Origin of the sequence: Flavobacterium caeni (assembly GCF_900101895.1) — a bacterium.
Lineage (GTDB): Bacteria > Bacteroidota > Bacteroidia > Flavobacteriales > Flavobacteriaceae > Flavobacterium > Flavobacterium caeni.
In genome coordinates this window covers 192,451-218,072 of sequence record NZ_FMVF01000002.1, presented here as the reverse complement: position 1 = coordinate 218,072, position 25,622 = coordinate 192,451, and the positions used below count along the sequence as shown (strand labels likewise).

The window sequence follows — 25,622 nt, the reverse complement described above, 5'->3', positions numbered from 1 at the left end:
CGAGGCGCAGCCGAACTGAACGAAGCGCAGCGAGTTAATTTGGAATTTCACTAAAGATGGAAAAACCTTTCTTCGACGACCACTGCAAACTCGAAAAATCCGCCGGAAAAGGCGGCTGGACGTTTTTGACCATGCCGATTTTCGAAAACCTGCCCAAGAAAAAGAACAGCACCGTTCGTGTACGCGGCTTCATCGACAGTTACGAACTCAAAGATTTCCACATTTGGGCGATGAAAAAAGGCACGTTTCTCGCGGTCAAGGCCGAAATCCGAAAAGCCATCAAAAAAGAAGAAGGCGATACCGTCAAAGTCACACTCTGGCTCGACGAACCGCAAATGGTGATCCCCGAAGATTTCATGGTGTGTTTGCGCGACGAGCCGAAACTGCTTAAGCGATTTGAATCCTATCCTGAAAAAGCCAAAAAAGAAACGATCGACTGGATTTTCTCGGCCAAAACAGAGGACGACAAGATTGCGCGCATCGCCAAGACGCTCGAAAAACTCGAATCTGAGCTCGGTAAAAAATAATTAATAATCAATAATTAATAATTACCTTTGCTCCATGACACTCATTTCAGTAGATAACAGCAAAAACCAGGAGATCGTAAAGAACGTTTTTACGATGTATCTTGAAAATAAAGGCCACCGCAAAACGCCCGAGCGCTATGCGATCCTACAGGAAATTTACGACAGCGAGGAGCATTTTGACATAGAAAACCTCTATCTCAAGATGAAGAACAAAAACTACCGCGTGAGCCGTGCGACGTTGTACAACACCATCGAACTGCTACTCGATTGCGCACTGGTCCGCAAACACCAATTCGGGCAAAACCAGGCGCATTACGAAAAATCGTATTTCGACAAGCAGCACGACCACATCATCATGACCGATTCGGGCGAAGTGATCGAGTTTTGCGACCCGCGCATCCAATCGATCAAAAAGACAATCGAGGAGATTTTCGACATCGAGATCCACAACCATTCGCTGTATTTGTACGGGCAGAAGAAAAAATCAGAAAACTAGATTCATGGGGAATATTGGGGCGTTGCGTCGGCTGGAACATCATCGAAACTTCGGGTTTCTGGACGCCGCCGCCGGGCTTTTCGCGGTGCGCGGCACCTTGCTTCAATCCCTAACGCAAATCCCGCTCGGTTTCACGTTTACTTTTCCAATCAAGTTTTTTATACCTGAAGCCCACTGGGCTTCCTCCTCTTAATATCAAATCTAACGCGGAAAATTCCAAATCCTATCCCGACGCTTCGGGACCAAATTCCAAATCAACAAATTACCGAATTACCGAATCCACAACATAACAACACAACAATGACAGTAGACCTCCTACTCGGATTACAATGGGGCGACGAAGGCAAAGGCAAAATCGTCGACGTACTCACTTCTAAATACGACATCATCGCGCGGTTCCAAGGCGGACCGAACGCCGGGCACACGCTCGAATTCGACGGCATCAAGCACGTTTTGCGCACGATCCCGTCGGGGATTTTCCACGCGAATTCGATCAACATCATCGGCAACGGCGTCGTGATCGACCCGGTCGTCTTTAAAAGCGAAATCGATGGCCTGGCCAAATTCAACCTCGACATCAAACAAAAACTCATCATCTCGCGCAAGGCACACCTGATTTTGCCAACACACCGTTTGCTCGATGCGGCGTCTGAAACCGCCAAAGGCAAAGCCAAAATCGGTTCGACACTCAAAGGCATCGGCCCGACCTACATGGACAAGACCGGCCGTAACGGCATCCGCGTGGGCGACATCGAACTCGACGATTTCAAGGAGCGTTACCGCGCGCTGGCCGACAAGCACGAAGCGATGATCGCATTCTATGACGTCGCGATCCAATACAACCTGGCCGAACTCGAAAAAGAATTCTTCGACGCCATCGAAGATTTGAAAAAACTCACGTTCATCGACAGCGAAGAATACTTGCACCAGGCGCAAAAAGACGGCAAATCGATTTTGTGCGAAGGCGCGCAAGGCTCGCTTTTGGACGTCGATTTCGGGACGTATCCATTTGTCACTTCGTCAAACACGACGGCCGCCGGCGCTTGTACCGGACTCGGCATCGCACCCAACAAAATCAAGGAAGTCTACGGGATTTTCAAGGCCTACACGACACGCGTGGGCAGCGGCCCGTTCCCTACCGAGGATTTTGGCGAAGCGGGCGACATCATGGCCAAGGTGGGCAACGAATTCGGATCGGTCACGGGACGCAAAAGACGTTGCGGCTGGCTCGATTTGGTGGCCTTGAAGTACGCGATCCGCATCAACGGCGTCACACAACTGATGATGATGAAGGGCGACGTTTTGAGCGGCTTCTCGAAGTTGAAAGTATGCACTTCGTACAATTACCGCGGCCAATCGATCGACCATTTGCCGTACAACATCGAACCCGAAAACGTCGAACCGAATTACACCGAATTCAAAGGCTGGAAAGCCGATTTGACAGGCATGTCTACCTACGATGAGTTGCCAAAAGAACTCAAGGATTACATCGCCTTTATCGAAAAGGAAGTCGAAGTCCCGATCAAGATCGTATCGGTCGGCCCCGATCGAAAACAAACCATCATGAAATAGCAAACGCCCCTAGAAAAGGGGCGTTTTTTTTTGATTGCTGTTGCCGGCCAGAAAGTGTGACATTTTCACACAAAATATTTTTATGTCACAAGAAAACCTGTGACATTCTCACATAAAATGTCATTATGTCACAACCAAAGCTGTTACATTTTAGCACAAAATGCCATTATGTAACAGAACAGATAAATCATGCGAATGCCACGGTCTAATCGGCCAGCGTAAACACAAAAGACTCCGAAGGTTTGATCGAAATGGTGGCCGTTCCCTGCCCGCCGACAACCTTAAGCAACGCATGGCGTCGGCCGTAGAGGTTTTCGTGCAGTACATAATTGCCGTCGCGGAGCTTCCACTGCGCGATCAGTTCGGCGGGGATGCGAAGTTCAAAGAAACTGTCCTTGAGCCATGAGAAATTGGCCACGACAATCATTTTTTGTTTGTCGGACCAACGCGCAAAGCTGTAAAGCCCGGCATCGTACGACATGTGTTCGCGGTTGACTTTTTGCAGATCGACAAACTTGGACGGCACCGCTGGGCTGCTGACCGTAAAATTCAGCAACCGTTTGTAAAAGTCACGCAGATCTTTCTCGGACTGGCTCAATTGGCCGCCGTCGAATTTGCCGCCGTTCATCCAGCGCTGGTGGTGTGGCACGCCGATATAGTCGAAGATCGAGGTGCGCGAATGGGTCCCGAAACCGGCGTCTTCCTTGCCTGGCTCGCCCACTTCCTGCCCAAAATAAATCATCGTGGGCGATGTCGAGATCGTGGCCGAAACCACCATCAGCGGTTTTCCTTTTTCGGGCGTTCCCGCAAATTCAGGGCTTGCCAAACGTTGTTCGTCGTGGTTGTCGAGAAAGTGCAGCATGTGGTGTTCGATGTCGGCCAAACCGTTCTGGATGTCCGAAATCGGATCGGGCATCGTCTTGCCCTGGATGACTTCTTTGAGTTTGTCGTAGGTCTCGACTTTGTCGTACAGATAATCCATCTTGCCCAAATGGATGTAGTTGCGGTATTCTTTCGGGTTGTACACTTCGGCCATCAAAAACGCGTTGGGGTTCTTGGCCTTGATCGCCGAGTTCATGTAGCTCCAGAACTCATAGGGCACCATTTCGGCCATGTCGTAACGGAAACCGTCGACGCCTTTCTCGATCCAATACAGCGCGATATCGCGGAACTTGACCCACGAATTGGGCACGTCCTTGTCTTTCCAGAATTCAAAATGCGCCTTGACTTCCTTGGCCGCGAAACCTTCGGGCAGCTGCGGAAAATCTTTGGACCCGTCGGGGCGCACGCCATAGTTGATCTTGACCGTCTCGTACCAATCGTTGATGTCGGGACGCGCGAGCCTTGAACCGTTGCCCGTCCACTTGGCGGGATTTTCGCTGAATTGACCGTCGATGAGCGGGTTTTTCTCGCCGTTCAGGGGTTTGTACGTATCAGATGTCGGGACCTGGAACGGGATGCCCGGAATGTAGTAGAAATTGTTGTCGCGTTTGTATTCGACCGACGTATCGTCGTCGGCACCAAAATCGCGGACACCCGCAGGATTGGTCTTGCCTTCGTATTTGCGCGCGATATGGTTCGGGACAATGTCGATCAGAACCTTGAGTCCGGCTTTGTGCGTACGGGCAATCAAGGCCTCGAATTCCTCAAGCCTTTTGGCCGGATCGACCGCCAGATCGGGATTGACGTTGTAGTAATCCTTGACCGCATAGGGCGAACCCGCGCGGCCCTTGACCACTTCGGGGTCGTCGTTCGAGATCCCGAATTTGGTGTAATCGCGCACGAGCGCATGGTGCGGCACGCCCGTGTACCAGATGTGCGTGACGCCAAGGTCCTTGATTTCCTTGAGCGCGAGATCGGTAAAATCGTTGAACTTGCCCACGCCATTCTCCTCGATGGTTCCCCACGGTTTGTTGGTGGTATTCTGGTTGCCGAAAAGGCGCGTGAACACTTGGTACACCACCGCTTTGTTGGGCGTCGTTTTGGGCTTGGTCATGGCTTGTTTTTGGTTTTGGGCGACGGCCGCCAGCGAAAAGGCCAGCGCCGAAAGGATGAATATTTTTTTCATGGCAAGGATTTTATCCGTAAACCTACAAATATAAAGATTTGGACCGATGTGCGGGCCTGCCATAAATAATTCTTAATTGCCGCGTGCGTTGCGGTGTTTTTCCTAAATTTGGCAAAAATTTCGACTTGAAAAAGCTTTGGCTGTTGTTTTTGGTTTCGCTGCTGTCCTTGGGGCATGGCGATTTGTGGGCGCAAGTACCCAAGGCTACGCAAAAGCCTGTGCGCAAGGTAAAAACCGCGCCGGCCAGGCCCGCGATGCCCGCCAACCAGGCACCCAAAAAGATCAATGTCGAGCACGCCGATTTTTTTGACGTCAACCAGCTTGAAATCCCAGACGCGGCCCTGCTCACCGGAAACGTGCGCATCTCGCACGACGGCGTAATCATGAACTGCAACAAGGCGTACTACTTCCAGAAAGAAAACTACATCAAGGCGTTTGGCGACGTACGCATGGTACAAGGCGACACGCTGTTTTTGAACGGCCGCTACGCCGAATACAACGGCAACGTCAAACAGGCCTTTGCGACGGGCAACGTCGTGATGCGTTCGCCCGACATGACGCTGGTGACCGACACCATCAACTTTGACCGCAACACGCAGGAAGCGTGGTACAATACGTACGGCACGATCACGAACAAGGAAAATGTGCTCAAGAGCAAATCGGGGCGGTACTATGTGGCGCAAAAGAAATTCCAGTTTTTGACCGCGGTAACGCTCACCAACCCAAAGTATGTCTTGAAATCGAACCACCTCGACTATTTCAACAATTCGGGACATTCCTATTTGTTAGGGCCGAGCACGATCACGAGCGAGCAGAATTTCATCTACACCGAAAAAGGTTTTTACGACAGCAAGAAGAACATCGGGCACTTTTTAAGGAAATCGTACATCAAATACAAGGACCGTTTGATCGAAGGCGACAGTTTGTTTTATGACCGCAAAATCGAATTCGCATCGGCCACCAACAACGTCAAGATTACCGATACGATCAACAAAGGCATCGTCAAAGGGCATTATGCCGAAGTCTACAAACAAAAGGACTCGATGTTCGTGACCAAGCGCGCCGTGGCGATCAACCTGGTCGAGCAGGATTCGGTGTACATCCACGGGAAGATTTTGATGATTACCGGCAAGCCCGAGAACCGCATCATCCGCGCGTTCAAGAATGCGCGTTTTTACAAGACCGATTTGGCGGGCAAATGCGATTCGATCCATTCGAGCCAGCAAACCAACATCACGCAGCTCATCGGACGGCCTATTTTGTGGAATTTCGACAACCAGCTCACGGGCGACGTGATGCACCTGATTGGCAACGACCAGACCGAAAAACTCGACTCGCTCAAGGTTTTGAACAATGCGTTCATCATTTCGAAAGACACGCTGGGCACGGGTTACAACCAGGTCAAGGGATTGAACCTGTTCGGGAAGTTCAAGGACAACAAGCTCAACGAAGCCGACGTGGTCAAGAACACCGAAGTGATCTATTACATGTACAACGATGACAACGAACTCATCGGCATCAACAAAAACGTGAGCTCGAAGATCAACATGACCATGAACGAGAACCAAATCGATACGATGACGTTCTTTACCAACATCGACGGCGACATTTATCCCGAAAAGGATTTGCCCGAAAATGCGCGGAAATTGCGCGGATTCGTTTGGCGCGGCGACGAAATGATCAAGAGCAAGGACGATATTTTTCCGCCCGAGGAGAACGAACTCAACGACAAGATTATAGCAGAAAGCAAAGCCGAAATGGAAAAGGAAAACGTGCCGATGGAAATTAGGAAGGAAACGCTCGATTACGACAAAAATAATCCGCAACCTAAAGAAAATTCCAAATCACAAATTCCAAATTCCAACCCATAGCTGAAGAAAATTTCAAATTCCAAATTCCAAATTCCATCCCGAAGTGTCGGGACCAAATGCCGACCCTAGAACGATTGGAATTTGGTGCTTGGAATTTGGAATTTCAACAAAAATATTACGCAATTGAAATCTGATTTCTTACGATACCAAGCCCAAACTTCCCCCTACCCACTCGGCATGGAAGTCTCGCACGCGAACGGCTCCTATATTTATGATACGGGCGGCAAGGCGTATCTGGATTTTGTCGCGGGCGTTTCGGCGTGTACGCTCGGACATTGTCATCCGCGTGTGAACAATGCGATCAAGGACCAACTCGACAAATATTCACACGTGATGGTGTATGGCGAATATGCGCAAAGCCCGGCGGTGGAATTTTGCAAGTTGCTCGTTTCGTTGTTGCCTGAACCTTTGAACAAAGTGTATCTGGTGAATTCAGGAACCGAAGCCACCGAAGGCGCGTTAAAACTCGTGCGCCGCGTCACGGGCAGAAGCCAGCTCATTTCGTGCAAGAACGCCTACCACGGCAATACGATGGGTTCGATGAGCGTCATGGGATTCGAGGAAAGAAAGCAAATTTTTCGTCCGTTGATCCCCGACGTCGATTTCATCACGTTCAACAACGAAGCCGATCTGGAAAAGATCACCGAAAAAACGGCGGGCATCATCCTGGAAAGCATCCAAGGCGGCGCGGGATTCATCCAACCCGAGAATGGATTTTTACGCAAGGTGAAAGAACGCTGCGAGCAAGTGGGCGCGCTGATGATCATCGACGAAATCCAGCCCGGATTTGGCCGTACGGGAAAACTGATGGGTTTTGAAAATTATGATGTTGTTCCGGACGTCATTATATTGGGCAAAGGCATGGGTGGCGGCATGCCCGTGGGCGCGTTTGTCGCCAAATCGGAACACATGGATTTGCTGAGCCACGACCCGAAACTCGGACACATCACCACTTTTGGCGGACATCCTGTCATAGCGGCAGCCTGTCTGGCTACTTTACGCGAAATCACTGAAACAGAGTTGATTGCACAAACACTCGAGAAAGAAAAACTCATCCGGTCGCTTTTGGTACATCCTTTGCTGGCCGAAATCCGCGGCAAAGGCTTGATGCTGGCCGCCATGACACGTGACCCCGAAATCACCAACCGCGTGATATTCAAGTGTCAAGACAAGGGCCTGATTTTGTTCTGGCTGCTTTTTGAAGGTTGCGCGATCAGGATGACGCCGCCGCTGACGATCTCGCATGACGAGATCCGACAAGGCTGCCAAATCATCCTCGAAGCGATGGATGAAGTAATGAAAGAAGGAATCTGAAAATACCACCTGTGACATTTTAGCCGTAACTGTTTGACGTTGAAAAACTCCCGTCAGATATTTGTTAATTAAATTGTTCACAAACTAATGCCCGTTGTCCTGAACCCAATAAAACCGTTAGCTACTTTTATTTCAGGATAATTTTAAAGATTTACAGTATGCATTTAAGCGACGAAGAAGAAAACTACAATTTATCCTTATCAAGATTCGAATCGATGCTGAAAACCAACAAAGTTTTCTTCTTTGATTCAGAGGAATTCGAAGAGATCATTCTTCATTACCTCGATATGGGTAAAGCCTCTTTAGCCAAAAAAGCCTTAAAATTAGCACTGGAGCAACATCCCCGATCTACCGGTCTCAAGCTCGTACAAGTAGAAATGCTGGTGTATGACGACAAGCTGGACGTGGCCGAAAAATTGCTCAACGAACTCTACGCCCTCGAGCCGACGAACGAAGAAATCTACATCCAGAAAGCCAACATCTATTCCAAACGCGACAACCACGAAAAAGCGGTAGAACTGCTCACCGTGGCGCTCAAATACACCGACGATTACGCCGATGTGTACAATTTGCTGGGCATGGAATACCTGTTCATGGACAACCTCGAGATGGCCAAGGACAGTTTCATCAAATGTCTTGAGGAAGACACCGAAGACCAGGCCGCGTTGTACAATGTGGTGTACTGCTTTGAATTCCTCGACCAGAACGAGCAGGCCATCGCCTACCTCGACAAATACATCGACCAGAATCCGTACAGCGAAATCGCGTGGCACCAGAAAGGCCGTTTGCATTACGGGCTCAAACAATACGAAGAAGCCCTGCGCGCGTTCGATTATGCGACGCTCATTGACGACGAATTCCTGGGCGCGTTCATGGAAAAAGCCAAATCGTTCGAGCGATTGAAACGATACGACGAAGCCATCGAAAGCTACAACCGTACGATTGAACTCGACGACCCGACTTCTTATGCCCTATTGCGCATCGGCAAATGCCACGAAAAATTAGGCAACCTCGCACAGGCGCTCAAGTTTTTCAACAAAACCGTACACGAAGACCCGCTTTTGGACAAAGGCTGGATCGCGATCACCGATTTTTACGTACGTCAGAAAAACTACCAAAAGGCGTTGTTTTATGTAAACAAGGCGCTCAACATCGACAACGAGAACCGCCTGTACTGGAAGCGCTACGCCGCGATCAACAAAGAGATGAACTTTTTTGAAGAAGCCGAAGTAGGATTCCGCAAGGCCGTCGAATTTGGCGACTACGAGCTCGACACCTGGTTGTTTTGGGTAGACATGCTGCTGTTTTTGGGCGAATACGACAGCGCCAACCAAACGCTGTTGCAGGCCTCGGAATATTTCCCCGATGCATTCGAGCTCGAATACCGACTGGCGGGCATCAGCTACCTCATGCACGAAACCGAAAAGGGCAAATTTCATTTGACCAACGCGCTACGGCTCGATTTTGACGCGCATGTGTTGCTCGATGAATTGTTCCCGGCGGTTTGGGACAAAAAATCGGTACAACAACTCATCGGCAAGTACCGAAAAGGATAAAAAAAAACACCACAATAATACAATCGGCGCGGGATATCTCGGGCCGATTTTTTATTTTAGCGGTATGGGAAAAATCTTTGGGCTTATCGGACGCCATATCGGACATTCGTTTTCGAAAACTTATTTTACCGAAAGGTTTGCCAAGGACGAACTCCATGACCATACGTACGTCAATTTCGATTTGCCCGATCTTTCGCGGTTTCCCGATTTGATTGCCGACAACCCTGATTTGGCCGGACTCAATGTGACGATTCCGTACAAGGAAGCCGTCATGCCCTATTTGCACAAACTCTCGAAGAAAGCGGCGCAGATTGGTGCGGTGAACACCATCCGGTTTACGAAATCGGGAAAGCTCAAAGGCTACAACACCGACTGTTACGGGTTTGAGGAGTCTTTGTATCCGATGCTGCAGTCGCACCACAAAAAAGCACTCATACTGGGCACGGGCGGTGCGGCCAAGGCCGTGGCCTATGCGCTCGAACAGCTCGACATCCTGTATACGTTTGTGTCTCGCGAGCCGGCGGGAAACACCATCGGCTACGAGCGCATCAACGCCACCACTTTCGACAATTTCCAGATCGTGATCAATTGTACGCCGCTGGGCATGAGCCCTAATCTTGACGCGTGTCCGCCGTTGCCTTACGAACACTTCTCGGCGCAACACATCGCCTACGATTTGATCTACAACCCCGAGGAAACCCTGTTCCTGCAAAAGGCCAAATCATTTGGCGCGGACACTAAAAACGGACATGAGATGCTGGTCCTGCAAGCCGAAAAGGCATGGAAAATCTGGAACCGATAACACGGCATTGCTGTACACCCGAAATCATCCGACAAACAAAAAACTGTCGTTTCCATCCCGAAAGCCGATTGCAGTTTTGCAATCGAAAAGCCCCCAACCGCTTTAAATTGGGCGAATTGCTTTGATTTGTTACGCCGCTTTACTAACTTACGCCCTCAAAATTCATCAACTTAAACATTTTTCAAATGTCAGAAGAAAAGAAGGACAACCTGCCGCACCCGGTAAATGAGGCAGACGGAGCACCGCAAAACACCACCGATACCGCCACCGATGCAGATCAATTGGTCGAGAACGCCAACGAAAACGCCAACGCCATGGCGGCCGAACGCGAAGACGCCGCTGTAGAAGATGCGATCCTGGTCACACCTGAAGATACAGGCGAACCTGCAGGTAACGAGGCGGTCGTAGCGGCCAAAAAAACCGCGGCGGCCAAAAAGCCCGAAGCGATCGAAGAGCCGACCACGCAACACGCAGCCGATGCCATGACGGCAGAACGCGCGGAATCGGAGGCAGACGATGCGGTCATCCTTACTCCTGACGAAGAACCCATAACCGAAGACGCGGTCGAAACCGAAGCTGCAACACCGGAAGCCGTTGTTTCGGAACCCGAAAATACCGAAACCGTCATCGAACTCACGCCCGAGCAAGTGGCCGACGAAACCCTTGTTGTAGAAGACAATGCCGACCTTGATGTGATGCAAACCATTGCGGCGACCAATGCCGAGGAAAGCGAAGACGAAACGGTGCGCCACGATATTCCCATGAAGGATTACGACACCTTGTCGATGGACGATTTGGTCGTAGAGCTCGAACATGTGGCGGCGCACGACAAGGTGATGGCCGTAAAAGACCATGTCGAGGAAATCCGCAAGGCATTCATGTCTAAGTTCCACCACTTTATCGACGAGAAGCGCGACGAATGGCATGCCGAAAACCCCGACACCACCGAGGATTTCCATTACGAATTTCCGCTCAAGAAGCGATTCGACCACATCTACGGGCAATACCGCGACCGCAAGAACGCGCATTTCAAGAACCTGCAAGGCAATTTGGAAGCCAACCTCAAGACGCGTCTGGCGATTGTCGAGGAACTCAAGAATTTGATCAATCCGCAGGAAAACATAAAGGACACGCTCAAACATTTCAACGAGATCCGCGACCGCTGGAAGAACGCGGGACCGATCCCGAAGGACAAATACAACCACGTGTGGAACAACTACCATTTCCATGTGGAGAATTTTTACGATTACCTGCACCTCGACCGTGAGGCGCGTGACATCGACTTCAAGCACAACCTCGAACAAAAGCAAAAAATCATTGCGCGCGTCGAGGAATTGGTAACCGAAACCGACGTCAACAAGGCATTCCGCGAATTACAAGACCTGCACAAAATCTGGAAAGAAGACATCGGGCCCGTGTCGCGCGAGCACCGCGAGGAAATCTGGAACCGTTTTAGCGAACTGACCAAGCAAATGCACGACAAACGCGAAGCCTTGTTCGAAAAAATGCGCGCGGGCGAAACCGAAAACCTCGAAAAGAAAAAGGACATCATCGGCCAGATCGAAACACTGGCGCAGGAAAAAGTCAATTCGCATGCACTTTGGTTGCAACAGATCGAGAAAGTCGAGGCGTTGCGCAACGCATTTTTCGCGACCGGAAAAGTCCCTGCCGAAGTCAACGAAGAAACGTGGAGCGCGTTCAAAAGCGCCGTGCGTGCGTTCAATGCGCTCAAAAATTCGTTTTACAAGGACATCAAAAAAGACCAAAGCGACAATTTGAGCCGCAAGCAAGCGTTGGTGGCCAAAGCCAAGGAATTGCAGGACAGCGACGACTTTGCGGCAACCACGCCCGTCATGAAACAAATCCAGGAGGAATGGAAAACCATCGGCCACGTGCCGCGCAAATTTTCGGATAAGTTGTGGGCCGAATTCAAGGGCGCCTGCAACCACTATTTCGAAAAACTCAAGGAATCGCGCAGCGAGGAAAATGCCGAGGAGGCGCAGGCGTTCGAAAGCAAGAAAAACTACCTCGACACTTTGCGCGATTTTCAGCTTACGGGCGACCACAAAACCGACCTCGATGCGATCAAGAAACACATCGAAAACTGGAAAAGTTATGGCAGGGTGCCGTTCCCGAAACGCCACATCGAAGGCAAATTCAACAAAATCCTCGATGCGTTGTTCGAAAAATTGAGCCTGAGCAAGAAGGAATCGGACATGATGCGTTTCTCGAACCGCGTCAACCAATTGGCCGAAAGCGACGATACGCGCAAACTCGACAACGAGAAGATTTTCCTGATGCGCAAGATCGACGAGGTACAAAGCGAGATTTTCCAGCTCGAGAACAACATCCAATTCTTTACGAGCAAGGACAAAAATCCGAAAAAGGAAAACCCGATGATTGCCGAGGTGCGCAAAAGCATCGAAAAGCACAAAGACGAATTGGCCACGCTCAAGGAAAAACTCAAACAATTGCGCGACATGACGCACGAATGACAAAGGCCTCCATCCGGAGGCTTTTTTGTTGCCCGCTTACAAGTATTTGTCTATATTTGAAAAAATGAAGCACCTTAAACCCATATTGTTTCTTCTAGCCTTGTTCCTGGCGCTGTTTTTCTTTGCAGAAAGACCCGCGCCAAACAATCGGGTGCTTCCAATCGATTCATTGCCGTCGTTGTCTAAGGAACACATGCACACCGACGGGTTCGTGCCAACCGAAACGGCGCGTACGGTGGTGGCCAAGGCCAAGGCATTTTCATTTTCGCCCGCGCGGCTGGTCGATTTTACCGACTGCCGATTGGACGCTGCTCCTGTCTTTGGAACCGCCGGCAAACTATTGACGCAGGACATCAACCGGTGCCAATCTGTGTCGCGGTTGCTTTTCCCGTATCATCTTTTCTGGTAAACGAAACGACAGACCACTTTATCCCGGAGCCTAATACTTCGGGAATTCGTTTCATTTACTAAAAATTCAACATGGATACTTCTGTAACCCTCATCGGTCTTGCCATTACGGCACTGATCGCCGTACCGCTTTATATGGCGATGCGGTCTAACCAAGTCAGCAAAAAAAGGATCAAGGCCATACTGGCGCAACATCCGACTTTTCAATTTACACAACTCGAAACCCAAAACAAACGCACCTATGCGCTCGATGATCAGCAAAAAGGTTTTCTATTGATCGACTTCAATCCGGTGCCCGAAAAAGTCTCATTCGTAAACCTTGCAGACATCGGCGCGTGCAAATTGGTTCCCACCATGAGCGCGGGCGACACCACCAAAATCGAACTCGAATTCCTTCATCGGGATTTGTCGCGGCAAATGGTCGCTGTGTATGAAATCGAATACGACCAGATCACGCAGGTTTGCCTGCACGAAGACCAGGAACTGGCCAAACGCTGGCAGCAAAAAATAATACTGACCCTTACGAAATAGTTTTTTTTTAGTTGTAGTTGTTTTTATTAGTTGGAAAGGAGGCTTTAGGGCCTCTTTTCTTTTTTACAACTTCTTGGCTTCGTTCCAAAACACGTCCATCTCGGCCAAGGTCATGTCCGACAGGGGTTTGCCGATTTCGGCCGCCTTGCTTTCGAGGTATTGGAACCGTTTGATGAATTTTTTGTTGGTGCGTTCGAGCGCGTCTTCGGGGTTGACGTCAAGGAAACGTGCGTAGTTGATCATCGAAAACAGCACATCGCCGAACTCGCCTTCGATTTGGTCCTGATTGCCGGCTTTGACTTCGTGTTGCAATTCGTTGAGTTCTTCCTGCAATTTGTCCCAAACCTGGTGCGGCTCTTCCCAATCGAAACCGACGCCCTTGACCTTGTCTTGGATACGCGACGCCTTCACGAGCGCGGGCAGGCTGCGCGGAACACCTTCGAGCACCGATTTTTTGCCTTCCTTGAGTTTGAGCTTCTCCCAGTTTTTCTTGACGTCTTCTTCGTCGTTCACTTGTACATCGCCGTAAATGTGCGGATGTCGGTGGATCAGTTTGTCGCAGATCTCGTTGCACACATCGGCCATGTCGAACGCGTCGGTCTCGCTACCGATCTTGGCATAAAACACGATGTGCAGCAGCAAATCGCCAAGCTCTTTCTTGACTTCGTTCAAATCGTTGTCCAGTATCGCATCGCCCAATTCATAAGTCTCTTCGATGGTGAGGTGGCGCAACGATTGCATGGTTTGCTTTTTGTCCCACGGACATTTGGCGCGCAAATCGTCCATGATGTCGAGCAATCGGTTGAAGGCATCAAGCTGGAGTGGTCTGGAGTTCATTCGGAAAGTTTTTATAAAAATAAGAAATCCTGTCGTGAATCGGATTCATGACAGGATTTGTTTTGTAGAAAATTCGGTTTACTCTGTGGCTTCGGCCTTGGATTCGCTTGGCGCGGGCGCTTCTTTCGAAACCAGCCCTTTGGCCTGCAGGATGTTGTACCAGTTCAGCACTTTTTTGATGTCCGACGGATACACGCGGTCTTGGTCGTAATCGGGCAAAATCGCCTCGAAATACGCCAACAATTCGTCGTTGCTGGCTTTGTGCGAAATCGCAGGACCGTTGTCTTCTTTGATGGCGATGTTGCGCATGACCTCGGCCAGCGGCTTTTCTTCGGAATGGGTGTACATCGAAATCTCCGACAAAAGGCTTACGTTACTGCGCAACCCCACGGTGACTTTCTTGCCGTCGATAAGCGATTCTGCCATAAAACCCGAACGTGTCTGGACTTTGAGTGCATACAAACCTGGTGTTCCCGAAATCGCTAGTATTTTTTCTAAATTCATGGAAAATATTCTTTATTATTATTTTTTACTTTTTTGTCGGTTACCGTCCTTTTTTGGGAGCGACGAATTTCATCCGGTAATCGGGACGCGCCTTGCCGTCCATGATGTTTTGCAGTTTCTTTTTGATGAGTTGTTTTTTGAGCGACGAAATCTTGTCGGTAAACAAAATCCCCTCGATGTGGTCGTATTCGTGCTGGATCACGCGCGCGATCAACCCGTCGAACACTTCGATCTTGCGGTTGAAGTCTTCGTCGTCGTATTCGATCGTGATTTGCTCGTGGCGGTACACGTCTTCGCGCACCTCGGGAATGCTCAAACAGCCTTCGTTAAAGCCCCACTCCTCGCCTTCTTCCTTGATCATCTTGGCGTTGATGAACGTCTTGCGGAAACCTTTGAGTTGCGTCTGCTCTTCGTTCGACAAATCCTCGTCCTCGCCAAACGGCTTGGTATCGATCACAAAAAGCCTGATCGGAAGGCCAACCTGCGGCGCCGCGAGTCCTACACCGTAGGCATTGTACATGGTTTCGTACATATCGGCTATGGTTTCCTTAAGGTTCGGATAATCGGGCGCAATAGGCTCGCACACCTTGCGCAGCACCGGATCGCCGTATCCTATAATGGGTAAAATCATCGTTTTCTTTTTTTGGAAACACGTTGTGGATGGCAAAAATAAACAAAAAATGAACATCGCGCAGGAGCCCCGACACATTTGGCAAATTTTTACAATATTATCTTAAAACGCCGCGCTTTTCCCGCTTTGAACCAGCGCTTTCCGTACCTTTGCGCACAACACTTTCTATGATCGACAGGTTACGCAATTTTGCCGACAGCACGCCGTTCACCAATGCGCTCAAGGTGACCGTGGCTTCGGTCGTTCCGGTGTTGACACTCTCGTATTTTGATCGGTTCGATGTGGGATTTACGATCGCGCTCGGCGCCTTCTTGACCTATCCGAGCGACATCCCGAGCAACCTTCGGCACAAAATCAAGGGCGTACTCGTGGCCGCGTTGATTGTGGCCGGAAGCAACTTGCTGGTCAATGTGCTGCACCCTTACCCGTGGGCGTTGTATCCCGTCGTGACGGCCGCCATTTTCTTTTTGTCGATGATTGGCATTTACGGGCACCGCGCCAACATGGTTTCGTTTTCTGGCCTGCTCGCCTTGGCGTTGGCTTTTGGGCATCTGCAGCAAGGATGGGACATTTTGATCCACGCGGGATTGATGTTCGTGGGCGGATTGTTTTACCTGCTCGTTTCGCTGTGTTTCCAATTCCTGAGCCCGCACCGCTACACCGAACTCCAACTGGCCGAATGTATCAAGCTGACGGCCAAATACCTCAAATTGCGTGGCGATTTGTGGCATGTCGAAGCCAACCGCGCCAAGATCATCGAAAAACAGCTGCACCTGCAGGTAGAACTCAACGCCATACACGAAAACATACGCGAAATCCTGATCCGGAACCGACCTGATTCGGGCAGCTCGAACCAGCACCGCAAGATGTTGCTCGTGTTTATTTCGCTTGTGGATGTGATGGAATTGGCGCTGTCGACTTCGTTCGATCATTCGAAATTGCACCAAAAATTCAGCGCGCACCCCAAAGTGCTGACCACCTACCAGCAAATTGCCTACAATTTGGGTGCGACGCTTAAGCAGCTGCAAAAGTCGATTGCCAACCACCAGAAATACGTCTCGAAACACCAATTGTTCAAAGACCTTGAACTCCTCGAGCGCGTCATTGCCGAATACAACGACAACACCCACGATGCCGAAGGCGTTTGGATGCTGACCAACATGTTGTACTATGTAGAAAAGCAGGTCGAGAAAATATCGGTGATCGAACGCGCGTTCCTGCAGGCCGTGAGTTCGCAGGATTTCAAGGGACGCGATCGCGAACTCGAGAAATTCCTCGCGCCGCAATACTATCCGTGGCGCACGTTTCGCGAGAATTTGACTTTCTCGTCCATGCATTTCAGGCATGCGCTTCGGCTTACCATAACAATACTGATCGGCTTTGCGATCGGGGCACTGCTCCCGTTGCAAAACGTGTATTGGATTTTGCTGACGGTGATCGTCATCATGCGGCCGGGCTATGGACTCACCAAGGAACGGTCGTGGCAGCGGATTTTTGGGACCGTCCTGGGCGGATTGATCGCCTTTGCGTTGCTTAGCTTTATCCACAATCCGGTGGCGATAGGCGTTTTTACGGTCATCGCGTTGATCCTGGGTTTTACGTATACGGCCACCAATTACAAGATCGGCGCGACGTTCGTCACCATTTATGTGGTTTTCGTATACGGCTTGCTGACCCCCGATATCGAGCACGTCATCCAGTTCCGGATTGTCGATACGCTGGCGGGTGCTGGACTCGCGTTTGTGGCCAACTACTTCTTTTGGCCTTCGTGGGAATTTTTGAACGTTCGCGTACACCTCAAAAAATCGATCGAGGCCAACCGCGATTATCTGATCCAGATTTCAAAATTCTACAACGAAAAAGGCCAAGTCACGACCGATTATCGGTTGGCGCGAAAAAATGCTTTTGTCGAGATCGGCAACCTGATGGCCTCATTCCAACGCATGTCGCAGGAACCGCGGTCCAAGCAACGTGCGCTGCCGCAGTTGTACAAATTGGTGGTGTTGAACCATACGTTGTTGTCGTCTTCGGCCTCGTTGGGCACCTACATCCAATCGCACAAAACCACATCGGCGTCCGAAGCGTTTAATGTGGTGGTTGCCGGCGTGATCCGCAATTTGAACCGCGCCACCGCGTTGCTTGACGGGCAAACCGAAACCGAAAGTCCGGCCAACGAAGAGGTCGCGCTGCGGTTCACCGAACTCAAAAACCTACGCGAAAAAGAGCTCAAGCAGGCGCATCTTTACGGCGCCCAGGCGCTCGAACTCAAAATGCAGGAAGCGCAACTGGTGATCGAACAGTTGATCTGGCTCACGAATTTATCCGAGAATATCGTGGGGACGTCGGCGCGGATCAGCAAGATTTAGCCGCCGAAGGCTTTTGGGCCAACCCCAAGGCGCGCAGCGTTCGCGTCACCCCCGATTCGTTGTTGTCCCATTCGGTAATGAAGTTGGCTGTCTGCAGGATTTCGGGGTGCGCGTTTTTCATCGCATAGCTGTAAGTGGCGGCCTGCATCATCTCGAGGTCGTTCAGGTAATCCCCGAACACGATGGTCTCTTCGGGCGTAATGCCCAACTGCGTCTGTAAACCGCGCAGCGCATGGCCTTTGTTTGCGGTAAGGCTGGTCACGTCGAGGTAGCGCTCGGCACCGATGGTCACCTTGAACCGATCGGAAAAGCGTTCAAAATACCGCAGGCTGTTGAATTCGGCATTGCGGAAATCGCACATCGTCACCTTAAGGATGTCATCGTCTATGCTGGCAAAATCCTCAACGATTTCGAGCCGTTTAAAGAATTTTTTAGCTTCGTTCAAAAAACGCACATCGGTGTCGCGCACATAGGCGCTGTTTTTTCCGCACAGGATGAAATAGGCGTCGGGGACCGTCGCGCCCGCTTCGAGCAATTCGTTTACGGCTTCGCGCGGGAGCGCGTCAAGGTGCAATACCTGATCACCCTTGGCTACGAATGCGCCGTTTTCTGAAATAAAATAGACCGACTCGCGCACGTCGAACACATCGTGCTGGAGCGTGTACATTTGCCGGCCGCTGGCCACGACAAATTGGATGCTCTGACGCTTGAGGTCGGCAAAAATTTCGTAAAAATCGGTGGGGATTTCTTTGGCGTCGTTGAGCAACGAACCGTCCATATCGGTGACGACGAGTTTAATCATGGTGGTAATTTGGTTGCTCAAAGATACCGATTATCTAACGTAAATCCCTTGAAAACAAAGGAAAGTTGCGAAATCGATTGCGTCAAATCATCTTGCGCGAGAGGTAATCCTGGAGCATGATGGTCGCGGCGATTTCGTCGATGAGCGCCTTGTTTTGGCGTTGCTTTTTGTTGAGCCCGCCGTCTATCATCGACTGGAACGCGAGTTTAGACGTAAAACGTTCGTCCACGCGCACCACGGGCATGTCGGGGAATTTGTTTTGGAACCGCACGACAAACGCATCGATCATGGCCGCCGACTGCGAGGCCTCGTTGTTCATTTGGCGCGGCTCCCCGATGATCACTTGACCGACTTTTTCCTTGGTGAAGTAGTCGGACAAAAAGTCGAGCACGGTTTCTGAAGCCACCGTCGTCAACCCTGAGGCAATGATCTGCAGCTGGTCGGTTACCGCAATTCCCGTGCGTTTTAGTCCGTAATCGATGGCGAGTATCCTGGGCATATTATCCGGTGTATCCTTGGTCGTAAATGCGTTTCTTGAGCCAGTTGATGTTTTCCTTGACCACCTTGGCGGGAATCCCCGCGGCGATACAATTGTCGGGCACGTCGGACGTCACCAGCGAACCCGTACCCACGATGCAGTCGTTGCCGAGCGTCACGCCTTTGAGAATGATCGCATTGGCGCCGATCCAAACATGGTCCTTGACGTGGATGTCCTTGGCGTAATTGATCCGCAACTTGGTGGTGTTGTCGATGATGCTGTGCGAATCGCCCGTACGGAACTCGATACCTGTCGAAAACATGCAATCCTGCCCGATGGTGATGCTTCGGTCGGGTTCTGTGACGGCAAAATGCGCCGATTCGACGGTGGTGTTGTCGCCAATCTGGATTGTACAACGGTCGTCTTCGAAATAAAAATCACCGCCTTTTAGGTGGCACCGCTGGCCGATGCGCAGCGTGTGGTTGCTGCCGCGCATAAAAATACGCATGTTCTCGAGTACCGCACCGGGCATGATCTCGACGGTGTTGTTGTCGCCTTTGATGTCGTAGGTACAATTGAGCAAAACGCCTTTGTTGCGCACGGTATTGCCGTTGCCGCGTATCGGGTTGCGGTACTTGGCCTTGAGGCTGCGGATTTTGGTCTTGACGTATAAGACCTGCTTGTTGTTCTTGAACCTTTTTTTCATCGCGGTGGCTTGTCGCACAAATATAGCGGTTATCGGGTTGTGCGCCGAATCAAATCAAATATATTTAAGTAGGAATTTTCTAAATAAATTTCTTAAAAAATGCAGTTAATCGGTGTTTTTTGTAGAAATATTATAATAGGTCGAATTTAATTGCGTTATTGCGGTACCAAATCGAATTTTGATGACCGTCAAAAAGTTGCTGTTCCTATTGACCGTGTTGCTGTCCGTCCAAGGATTCGCGCAGAAGAAAACCTTCGCCTACAGCCAAATCCAAACGCGCAACGACAAACAGCAATGGGGCGACAACAAGTTCGTGGGTACCCAATTGGCGCGTTTCACCGATACGCAAATCGACGTCAAGGCCGACAAAGACTACCACCTGAGCATCGTTTCTAAAACCGATTTACCCGACAACGGCGTTATTTACCTGTGCAAGGACGAAAAATCCAACCAGGTGACCGTCATGCTGATCGACAACGTCAAGATGTACCTTTACAGCCAAACCAAGCGCTTTTTGATCAACTTCGACGTGTTTTCTTCGCATGCGCTGATGGCCGACTCGGATTAAGCGACTGGTTTCTAACCGCTTTCTTTTGCCGTTTTTACAAACGACCCGTCGTTCCATTTTTTGCAACAAATTAGCCCCGACAATGGTTTTATTTTTGGAAAAATGCGGCTATATTTGCTAAAAATTCAACCATGAACCACTTGCGAGCCACCATAGAAGAAGCATGGGAAAACCGTGCCCTGTTGCAAAACCCCGACACCATTGCCGCCATTCGCAAAGCCGTTTCGTTGCTCGACGAAGGAACGCTTCGCGTAGCCGAGCCCACGCTCGACGGATGGCAAATCAACGAATGGGTCAAAAAGGCCGTGGTGATGTATTTCCCGATCCAAAAAATGGAAACGTTCGAAGTGGGCATTTTTGAATACCACGACAAAATCCCGCTCAAGAAAGGCTATGCCGAAAAGGGCATCCGCGTGGTGCCGCATGCCGTGGCGCGTCACGGGGCCTACATCTCGAAGGGCGTGATCATGATGCCGAGCTATGTGAACATCGGCGCCTATGTCGACGAAGGAACCATGGTAGATACCTGGGCCACCGTGGGCAGTTGTGCGCAAATCGGCAAGAACGTGCATTTGAGCGGCGGCGTGGGTATTGGCGGCGTGCTCGAACCGTTGCAGGCCGCACCCGTCATCATCGAAGACGGCGCGTTCATCGGATCGCGTTGCATTGTGGTCGAGGGCGTGCGTGTAGAAGCCGAAGCCGTGTTGGGCGCCAACGTTTGCCTGACCGCATCGACCAAGATCATCGACGTCACGGGCGCCGAACCCGTCGAAATGAAAGGCGTCGTACCGGCGCGTTCGGTGGTCATCCCGGGCAGCTATACCAAGGACTTCCCATCGGGTCAATACCAGGTGCCGTGCGCGCTCATCATCGGGCAGCGCAAACCATCGACCGATCTAAAAACTTCACTCAACGACGCCTTGCGCGAATACGACGTGGCCGTCTAGCCGTCCTGCATGAAGATATTGGTCATCCAGCAAAAAATGATTGGCGATGTGCTCGTGAGCAGTATCATCTGCAACAATTTGCGCATGGCCTATCCCGACGCGCAGATCGACTACCTCGTGTATGAGTCGACCACGCCCGTGCTCGAAGGAAATCCGGCCATAAACAACATCGTCCTGTTCAAGAAAAAACACCGCCAAAGTAACTGGGCTTTGCTCCAGCTCGCGTGGCAAATCCGGCAGCAAAAATACGACCTGCTCATCGACGCCTATGGCAAGCTCGAGAGTTATGTTTTTGTGTTGCTGGGCGGGGCCAAACGGCGCATTTCGTATGCCAAGGCGGGCCGTCACTTTTTGTTTACCGACAATGTCCCTTTTGCCGAATTTCCCAAAACCAACATGGGACTGGCCATCGAGCGGCGTTTGTCGTTGCTCAAACCTTTGGCGCTGAACATCGAATTGGACCCGCTACCCAAGCTGTACGTCACAGAGGCCGAGAACGCTAAAGCACGCGCGCTTTTCGAAAAAAACGGTGTTAAATCCAACCTAAAGACCGTCATGGTGAGCCTGTTGGGCAGCGAAAAATCAAAGACGTATCCGTTGGCGTACATGGCCGAATTGGTCGATGCGATCGCCGACCGGCACGAAGTCAACATCCTGTTCAACTATTTTCCGTCGCAGATGGCCGATGCGCGAAAGGTATTCGAAGCCTGCAAAAAAAGTACGCAGCAAAAAATCTATTTCGATCTTTTGGGTGACGATTTGCGCGGGTTCATCGCCATCATGAACAATTGCGATTTGATTGTGGGCAACGACGGCGGCGCGATCAACATGGCCAAATCGTTGGGCAAATCGTCGTTCATTATTTTTTCGCCGTGGATCGAGAAGAAAATCTGGTCGACGTTCGAAGACGGCATCCATCATTTGTCGGTACACTTGCAGGAATTCAAACCCGAACTGTTCGAGGACCGCAGCGAAAAGGAACTCAAGGCGCTGACGCCCGAACTCTATCCGAAATTCTTGCCGGAATTGTTCCTCTCGAAAATGCTCGATTTCCTGGCCTACAACTTGGGCTTGGTCAAAGCCGAGCCACTTAAGATTGTCCCCGTGCGGCTGCCGCTCAGCGCGCTCATCATCACCTACAACGAGGAAAACCACATTGCCGCGGTGATGGAAGACCTGGGTTTTACCGACGAAATCATCGTGGTGGACTCGTACAGCACCGACCAAACGCCACAAATCGTAGCAGGTTTCGGAAAGGCCAAATTCATCCAGAACAAATTCGTCGACTATACGTCGCAACGTAATTTTGCGATCGATGCCGCACGCAATCCGTGGATTTTGTTCCTCGATGCCGACGAACGCCTGACCGACGAGCTCAAGGACGAGATCATCGAAACCATCCAAAAGAAAGATGCCAAGAGTGCCTATCTGTTTTACCGGACGTTTATTTTCGAAAACCGCAAATTGCGTTTCAGCGGCTGGCAAACCGATAAGATTTTCCGTTTGTTCCAAAAAGACAAGGCGCGCTACACCACCGAACGTCTCGTACACGAAAAACTGACGGTAAAGGGCGCCATCGGCAAGCTCAAGCACCGACTGATCCATTTTTCGTACACCGATTACGAATCGTACAAAAGCAAAATGGTCAGTTACGGAAAATTCAAGGCCAAGGAAGAATTCCTCAAAGGCGTTCGGCCGAATTTCTACCATTTTTACCTGCACCCGGCCTACAAATTCATGTACCAGTTTGTGATCCGTCTGGGCTTTTTGGACGGTAAGAAAGGGGTGATTATTTGCTACCTCAATGCGCTCAGCGTCACCGTCAGGTACCGTGAACTCAAGAAAATGCGCGCCGAATCCAGGTAATCGTCACCCCAAAACCGCCATCACTTCCAGAATTTGAGCGCTTTTTTGAGCTTGATTTTTTTGTGGAATTTGATTTGGAACGCATCGGTAAACGCCCACATCTTTTCGAAAATGGCCTGCTCGGTTTGCACGGGATACAGCTTCGCGTATTCGTTGGCCATGACCGCCACCATTTCCTTTTTGGGCGTCAATCGAGATAGGTTTTTCATGCGTTGGTCGAACGTCATCGCCGGATGGAACTGCATGCGGTTCAAATCGACGAGAAAAAACGAATATCGTCCATCGCTTTCTTTGCGGATGAGCGTGTTGCCCGGTGAATGGTCGAGAAATTCGATACCACTTTCATGCAGTTTGAAACAAAAATGGACGAACTGGCGCAGGATGTTGTCGTGGTCGGGATAGTCGGGAATCTCGACGAGTTCGCGGTAGGTCAAATCACACGACAGATGTTCGCTCAGGTAAAAACTTTTGCGCAAACCCGTCGTCGAAAAATCCTCGGCATAAGCGATGGGCTGCGGTGTCCCGATGCCATGCGAGCGCAAGATGTTCGCAAATTCGAATGAGCGCCGCGCCTTGGATTTCCGGAAAAATTTGTACGCGACCTGGTTGATCAGGTTCGGGATCTTAAAGGATTTGATGTTGACGGTTTTCCCATCGAGATCAAACAACTTGATCTTGTTGCGCTTGCCGTCGCCAAACAGTTGCCCGGAGTTGTCGAATTGTTCGATGAAACGCTTTAAATCGGCAGCATAAGAGGAAAAATCGGGATGGAAATGTAACTGCATCGACTGGGTCTAACTCCGACAAAAATAGGTATTGCATTTTATTTTTCCAATTTAACCCCTACTTTTACGCAAATTTGGCGCAGATGGCAAAAAAAGTGTTCCTCGAGACGCACAACCTCAAGAACCGCGCGGGCGGACTCGGCACGTTCAACTATGAACTGATCAAGGGCTTGGCGCAACTCGATTTTGGTGATTTGCAACTGACGCTCAACGTGCAAGACCCGGCGCGGCTTCGGGCCGAATTCGGTGATCAATTCGACTACCACAAATACTCGAGCCTTTCGCGTCATAAAATCTTCAGGAACCGTGGAAATTATGACCTGTGGCATTCGGTCAACCAGAACACCAAGGTCGAACCTGCAAGGGTTTCTAAATACCTGCTTACGGTGCACGATGTCAATTTTGCCGAAGAAACGGGCGACAAAAGTTCGAAGCTGCACCGGTTGTTCACCGACAAGCTCGCGCGCGCGACGGCCATCACGTACATCTCTGAATTCGCCAAGAAACAGGCGCACCAACATTTCGTCATTCCGAACGTACCAGAATTTGTGATTTACAACGGCAATCCGATTTCGACGTTGCAGGATATTTCGAAATACCAACCGAACGTACCTACCGACAAGCCTTTTTTGTATTCGATCGGCGATTTTCTCGAGCGCAAGAATTTCATGGCGCTCGTCCGGATGATGCCGCTCCTACCCGATTTGAACCTTATCCTGTCGGGCAACCACGACAAGGACTACGGCAGACAAATCCAGCAATACATCACCGAAAACGGGCTGCAAAACCAAGTGTTCCTGACCGGAAAAGTAGACGATACGGCCAAACAGTTCTTTTATGCGCATTGCCGTGCGTTTGTGTTTCCCTCTATCCGTGAAGGCTTTGGGCTCCCACCCATCGAAGCGATGGCGTTCGGAAAACCCGTTTTTTTATCCGACAAGACGTCGTTGCCCGAAATTGGCGGCCCCGACGCATACTACTGGAGCCATTTTGACCCCGACTACATGAAAACCGAACTCGAAAAAGGGCTGGACCATTTTGATGCGAACCGGTCGGAAATGGAACAATTAATGAAACAGCGCGCCGCTTATTTCGATTGGAAAGTCGCCGCGCAACAGTATTTGGATGTTTATCGGGAATTACTTTTTTAACCGCAAAGCACACAAAGCTTACGCAAAGGTTTAAGAGTTTTCAATTTGCGCCCTCAGTGGTAAATATAACCTTTCTTTTCTTTGTGGAAACTCAGCGCGCTTTGCGTAAACACCAACGCGCTTAAAGTTAATTGTTAACCGCAAAGCACGCAAAGCTTACGCAAAGTTTTAAAAGTTTTCTCTTTTCCGCGCTGTGGTAACTCCAAAACCCTTCCTTTCTTTGCGGAAACTTGGCGTTCTTTGTGATAAACACCAACGCACATAAAGGTAATTGTTAACCGCGAAGCACACAAAGGTTGCGCAAAGTTTTAAAAGTTTTCAATTTGCGCACTCAGTGGTAA

The 25,622-nt window shown here is 50.3% G+C and carries 24 protein-coding genes; 16 read left to right on the top strand and 8 right to left on the bottom strand.

The features are described from left to right. Nucleotides 1-56: 56 nt before the first annotated feature. From BLP55_RS00985 to BLP55_RS00970, 4 genes are all read left to right on the top strand, one after another. Nucleotides 57-527 (top strand): YdeI/OmpD-associated family protein, encoded by a 471-nt coding sequence (locus BLP55_RS00985; protein ID WP_091140254.1) that lies wholly within the window; start codon nucleotides 57-59, stop codon nucleotides 525-527. Nucleotides 528-561: 34 nt separating this feature from the next. Next, complete coding sequence (locus BLP55_RS00980; protein WP_091140252.1) at nucleotides 562-1,023, top strand: Fur family transcriptional regulator; 462 nt, start codon at nucleotides 562-564, stop codon at nucleotides 1,021-1,023. 4 nt (nucleotides 1,024-1,027) lie between these two features. Beyond that, nucleotides 1,028-1,216 (top strand): hypothetical protein, encoded by a 189-nt coding sequence (locus tag BLP55_RS16925; protein ID WP_091140249.1) that lies wholly within the window; start codon nucleotides 1,028-1,030, stop codon nucleotides 1,214-1,216. Nucleotides 1,217-1,323: 107 nt separating this feature from the next. Further along, nucleotides 1,324-2,595: an adenylosuccinate synthase gene (locus BLP55_RS00970; RefSeq protein ID WP_091140247.1), complete on the top strand. Its 1,272-nt coding sequence runs from the start codon at nucleotides 1,324-1,326 to the stop codon at nucleotides 2,593-2,595. A 205-nt stretch (nucleotides 2,596-2,800) separates the two neighbouring features. Here the strand turns inward: BLP55_RS00970 and BLP55_RS00965 are convergent, their stop codons facing one another. Further along, the gene (locus BLP55_RS00965) at nucleotides 2,801-4,663 is read right to left on the bottom strand and encodes an alpha-amylase family protein (RefSeq protein ID WP_091140244.1); all 1,863 of its coding nucleotides are present in this window, start codon (nucleotides 4,661-4,663) and stop codon (nucleotides 2,801-2,803) included. Nucleotides 4,664-4,917: 254 nt separating this feature from the next. Between BLP55_RS00965 and BLP55_RS00960 the strand changes: the two genes are divergently transcribed. The 7 genes from BLP55_RS00960 (at nucleotide 4,918) to BLP55_RS00930 (ending at nucleotide 13,640) form a co-directional block, all read left to right on the top strand. Next, a complete protein-coding gene (locus tag BLP55_RS00960; protein WP_091140709.1) occupies nucleotides 4,918-6,534 on the top strand; it encodes an OstA-like protein in 1,617 nt (538 codons plus the stop codon). A gap of 177 nt (nucleotides 6,535-6,711) precedes the next feature. Further along, nucleotides 6,712-7,848 carry an aspartate aminotransferase family protein gene (locus BLP55_RS00955; RefSeq protein WP_394331887.1) on the top strand — a complete coding sequence of 379 codons (1,137 nt, stop codon included), beginning with the start codon at nucleotides 6,712-6,714 and terminating at the stop codon, nucleotides 7,846-7,848. A gap of 158 nt (nucleotides 7,849-8,006) precedes the next feature. Next, nucleotides 8,007-9,404: a tetratricopeptide repeat protein gene (locus BLP55_RS00950; protein WP_091140242.1), complete on the top strand. Its 1,398-nt coding sequence runs from the start codon at nucleotides 8,007-8,009 to the stop codon at nucleotides 9,402-9,404. A 64-nt stretch (nucleotides 9,405-9,468) separates the two neighbouring features. Next, complete coding sequence (locus tag BLP55_RS00945) at nucleotides 9,469-10,206, top strand: shikimate dehydrogenase family protein (RefSeq protein ID WP_091140239.1); 738 nt, start codon at nucleotides 9,469-9,471, stop codon at nucleotides 10,204-10,206. Between the two features lie 185 nt (nucleotides 10,207-10,391). Continuing rightward, nucleotides 10,392-12,701 (top strand): DUF349 domain-containing protein, encoded by a 2,310-nt coding sequence (locus BLP55_RS00940; RefSeq protein WP_394331886.1) that lies wholly within the window; start codon nucleotides 10,392-10,394, stop codon nucleotides 12,699-12,701. 64 nt (nucleotides 12,702-12,765) lie between these two features. Beyond that, nucleotides 12,766-13,110: a hypothetical protein gene (locus BLP55_RS00935; protein WP_091140236.1), complete on the top strand. Its 345-nt coding sequence runs from the start codon at nucleotides 12,766-12,768 to the stop codon at nucleotides 13,108-13,110. Between the two features lie 71 nt (nucleotides 13,111-13,181). Beyond that, nucleotides 13,182-13,640 (top strand): hypothetical protein, encoded by a 459-nt coding sequence (locus BLP55_RS00930; protein ID WP_091140234.1) that lies wholly within the window; start codon nucleotides 13,182-13,184, stop codon nucleotides 13,638-13,640. Between the two features lie 63 nt (nucleotides 13,641-13,703). On the opposite strand, the gene mazG is transcribed toward BLP55_RS00930, so the two are convergent. The 3 genes from mazG to def all read right to left on the bottom strand — a co-directional run bounded on the left by mazG (nucleotide 13,704) and on the right by def (nucleotide 15,612). After that, on the bottom strand, nucleotides 13,704-14,477 hold the full coding sequence (mazG, locus tag BLP55_RS00925) for a nucleoside triphosphate pyrophosphohydrolase (RefSeq protein WP_091140232.1): 774 nt from the start codon (nucleotides 14,475-14,477) through the stop codon (nucleotides 13,704-13,706). Nucleotides 14,478-14,555: 78 nt separating this feature from the next. After that, on the bottom strand, nucleotides 14,556-14,981 hold the full coding sequence (locus tag BLP55_RS00920; protein ID WP_091140229.1) for a DUF5606 family protein: 426 nt from the start codon (nucleotides 14,979-14,981) through the stop codon (nucleotides 14,556-14,558). Nucleotides 14,982-15,021: 40 nt separating this feature from the next. Beyond that, nucleotides 15,022-15,612, bottom strand: a complete 591-nt coding sequence (gene def / locus BLP55_RS00915) for a peptide deformylase (RefSeq protein WP_211516799.1) — start codon at nucleotides 15,610-15,612, stop codon at nucleotides 15,022-15,024. A 167-nt stretch (nucleotides 15,613-15,779) separates the two neighbouring features. Between def and BLP55_RS00910 the strand changes: the two genes are divergently transcribed. Further along, the gene (locus tag BLP55_RS00910) at nucleotides 15,780-17,978 is read left to right on the top strand and encodes an FUSC family protein (RefSeq protein WP_091140223.1); all 2,199 of its coding nucleotides are present in this window, start codon (nucleotides 15,780-15,782) and stop codon (nucleotides 17,976-17,978) included. On the opposite strand, the gene BLP55_RS00905 is transcribed toward BLP55_RS00910, so the two are convergent. From BLP55_RS00905 to BLP55_RS17380, 3 genes are all read right to left on the bottom strand, one after another. Beyond that, nucleotides 17,965-18,780 (bottom strand): HAD family hydrolase, encoded by an 816-nt coding sequence (locus tag BLP55_RS00905; RefSeq protein ID WP_091140706.1) that lies wholly within the window; start codon nucleotides 18,778-18,780, stop codon nucleotides 17,965-17,967. The two genes, BLP55_RS00910 and BLP55_RS00905, sit on opposite strands and share 14 nt — an antisense overlap. Nucleotides 18,781-18,862: 82 nt before the next feature. Next, nucleotides 18,863-19,279 carry a Holliday junction resolvase RuvX gene (ruvX, locus tag BLP55_RS00900; RefSeq protein ID WP_091140220.1) on the bottom strand — a complete coding sequence of 139 codons (417 nt, stop codon included), beginning with the start codon at nucleotides 19,277-19,279 and terminating at the stop codon, nucleotides 18,863-18,865. A gap of 1 nt (nucleotide 19,280) precedes the next feature. Continuing rightward, a complete protein-coding gene (locus BLP55_RS17380) occupies nucleotides 19,281-19,964 on the bottom strand; it encodes an acyltransferase (RefSeq protein ID WP_091140218.1) in 684 nt (227 codons plus the stop codon). A gap of 181 nt (nucleotides 19,965-20,145) precedes the next feature. Between BLP55_RS17380 and BLP55_RS00890 the strand changes: the two genes are divergently transcribed. The 3 genes from BLP55_RS00890 to BLP55_RS17375 all read left to right on the top strand — a co-directional run bounded on the left by BLP55_RS00890 (nucleotide 20,146) and on the right by BLP55_RS17375 (nucleotide 23,345). Beyond that, entirely contained in the window at nucleotides 20,146-20,532 is a 387-nt protein-coding gene (locus BLP55_RS00890) for a hypothetical protein (RefSeq protein ID WP_091140216.1), read from the top strand. Nucleotides 20,533-20,663: 131 nt separating this feature from the next. Then, the gene (locus BLP55_RS00885) at nucleotides 20,664-21,479 is read left to right on the top strand and encodes a 2,3,4,5-tetrahydropyridine-2,6-dicarboxylate N-succinyltransferase (protein ID WP_091140213.1); all 816 of its coding nucleotides are present in this window, start codon (nucleotides 20,664-20,666) and stop codon (nucleotides 21,477-21,479) included. A gap of 9 nt (nucleotides 21,480-21,488) precedes the next feature. Then, the gene (locus tag BLP55_RS17375) at nucleotides 21,489-23,345 is read left to right on the top strand and encodes a glycosyltransferase (protein ID WP_317040267.1); all 1,857 of its coding nucleotides are present in this window, start codon (nucleotides 21,489-21,491) and stop codon (nucleotides 23,343-23,345) included. Nucleotides 23,346-23,365: 20 nt separating this feature from the next. Here BLP55_RS17375 and BLP55_RS00875 read toward each other — a convergent pair whose 3' ends face one another. Beyond that, nucleotides 23,366-24,130, bottom strand: coding sequence for a lipopolysaccharide kinase InaA family protein (locus BLP55_RS00875; RefSeq protein WP_091140210.1), 765 nt, complete (start codon nucleotides 24,128-24,130; stop codon nucleotides 23,366-23,368). Between the two features lie 83 nt (nucleotides 24,131-24,213). Between BLP55_RS00875 and BLP55_RS00870 the strand changes: the two genes are divergently transcribed. Further along, complete coding sequence (locus BLP55_RS00870; RefSeq protein WP_091140208.1) at nucleotides 24,214-25,281, top strand: glycosyltransferase family 4 protein; 1,068 nt, start codon at nucleotides 24,214-24,216, stop codon at nucleotides 25,279-25,281. The last annotated feature ends 341 nt before the right edge of the window (nucleotides 25,282-25,622 follow it).

Excerpts from the sequence above, each read along its gene's own strand:
- BLP55_RS17380 (WP_091140218.1), bottom strand. The coding sequence starts at position 19,964 with ATGAAAAAAAGGTTCAAGAACAACAAGCAGGTCTTATACGTCAAGACC.
- BLP55_RS00920 (WP_091140229.1), bottom strand. The coding sequence starts at position 14,981 with ATGAATTTAGAAAAAATACTAGCGATTTCGGGAACACCAGGTTTGTAT.
- BLP55_RS00890 (WP_091140216.1), top strand. The coding sequence starts at position 20,146 with ATGACCGTCAAAAAGTTGCTGTTCCTATTGACCGTGTTGCTGTCCGTC.
- BLP55_RS00950 (WP_091140242.1), top strand. The coding sequence starts at position 8,007 with ATGCATTTAAGCGACGAAGAAGAAAACTACAATTTATCCTTATCAAGA.
- def (WP_211516799.1), bottom strand. The coding sequence starts at position 15,612 with ATGATTTTACCCATTATAGGATACGGCGATCCGGTGCTGCGCAAGGTG.
- mazG (WP_091140232.1), bottom strand. The coding sequence starts at position 14,477 with ATGAACTCCAGACCACTCCAGCTTGATGCCTTCAACCGATTGCTCGAC.
- BLP55_RS00965 (WP_091140244.1), bottom strand. The coding sequence starts at position 4,663 with ATGAAAAAAATATTCATCCTTTCGGCGCTGGCCTTTTCGCTGGCGGCC.
- BLP55_RS17375 (WP_317040267.1), top strand. The coding sequence starts at position 21,489 with ATGAAGATATTGGTCATCCAGCAAAAAATGATTGGCGATGTGCTCGTG.
- BLP55_RS00970 (WP_091140247.1), top strand. The coding sequence starts at position 1,324 with ATGACAGTAGACCTCCTACTCGGATTACAATGGGGCGACGAAGGCAAA.
- BLP55_RS00985 (WP_091140254.1), top strand. The coding sequence starts at position 57 with ATGGAAAAACCTTTCTTCGACGACCACTGCAAACTCGAAAAATCCGCC.
- BLP55_RS00945 (WP_091140239.1), top strand. The coding sequence starts at position 9,469 with ATGGGAAAAATCTTTGGGCTTATCGGACGCCATATCGGACATTCGTTT.
- BLP55_RS00930 (WP_091140234.1), top strand. The coding sequence starts at position 13,182 with ATGGATACTTCTGTAACCCTCATCGGTCTTGCCATTACGGCACTGATC.
- BLP55_RS00960 (WP_091140709.1), top strand. The coding sequence starts at position 4,918 with ATGCCCGCCAACCAGGCACCCAAAAAGATCAATGTCGAGCACGCCGAT.
- BLP55_RS00940 (WP_394331886.1), top strand. The coding sequence starts at position 10,392 with ATGTCAGAAGAAAAGAAGGACAACCTGCCGCACCCGGTAAATGAGGCA.
- BLP55_RS00875 (WP_091140210.1), bottom strand. The coding sequence starts at position 24,130 with ATGCAGTTACATTTCCATCCCGATTTTTCCTCTTATGCTGCCGATTTA.
- ruvX (WP_091140220.1), bottom strand. The coding sequence starts at position 19,279 with ATGCCCAGGATACTCGCCATCGATTACGGACTAAAACGCACGGGAATT.
- BLP55_RS00910 (WP_091140223.1), top strand. The coding sequence starts at position 15,780 with ATGATCGACAGGTTACGCAATTTTGCCGACAGCACGCCGTTCACCAAT.
- BLP55_RS00955 (WP_394331887.1), top strand. The coding sequence starts at position 6,712 with ATGGAAGTCTCGCACGCGAACGGCTCCTATATTTATGATACGGGCGGC.
- BLP55_RS00980 (WP_091140252.1), top strand. The coding sequence starts at position 562 with ATGACACTCATTTCAGTAGATAACAGCAAAAACCAGGAGATCGTAAAG.
- BLP55_RS00885 (WP_091140213.1), top strand. The coding sequence starts at position 20,664 with ATGAACCACTTGCGAGCCACCATAGAAGAAGCATGGGAAAACCGTGCC.
- BLP55_RS16925 (WP_091140249.1), top strand. The coding sequence starts at position 1,028 with ATGGGGAATATTGGGGCGTTGCGTCGGCTGGAACATCATCGAAACTTC.
- BLP55_RS00870 (WP_091140208.1), top strand. The coding sequence starts at position 24,214 with ATGGCAAAAAAAGTGTTCCTCGAGACGCACAACCTCAAGAACCGCGCG.
- BLP55_RS00935 (WP_091140236.1), top strand. The coding sequence starts at position 12,766 with ATGAAGCACCTTAAACCCATATTGTTTCTTCTAGCCTTGTTCCTGGCG.
- BLP55_RS00905 (WP_091140706.1), bottom strand. The coding sequence starts at position 18,780 with ATGATTAAACTCGTCGTCACCGATATGGACGGTTCGTTGCTCAACGAC.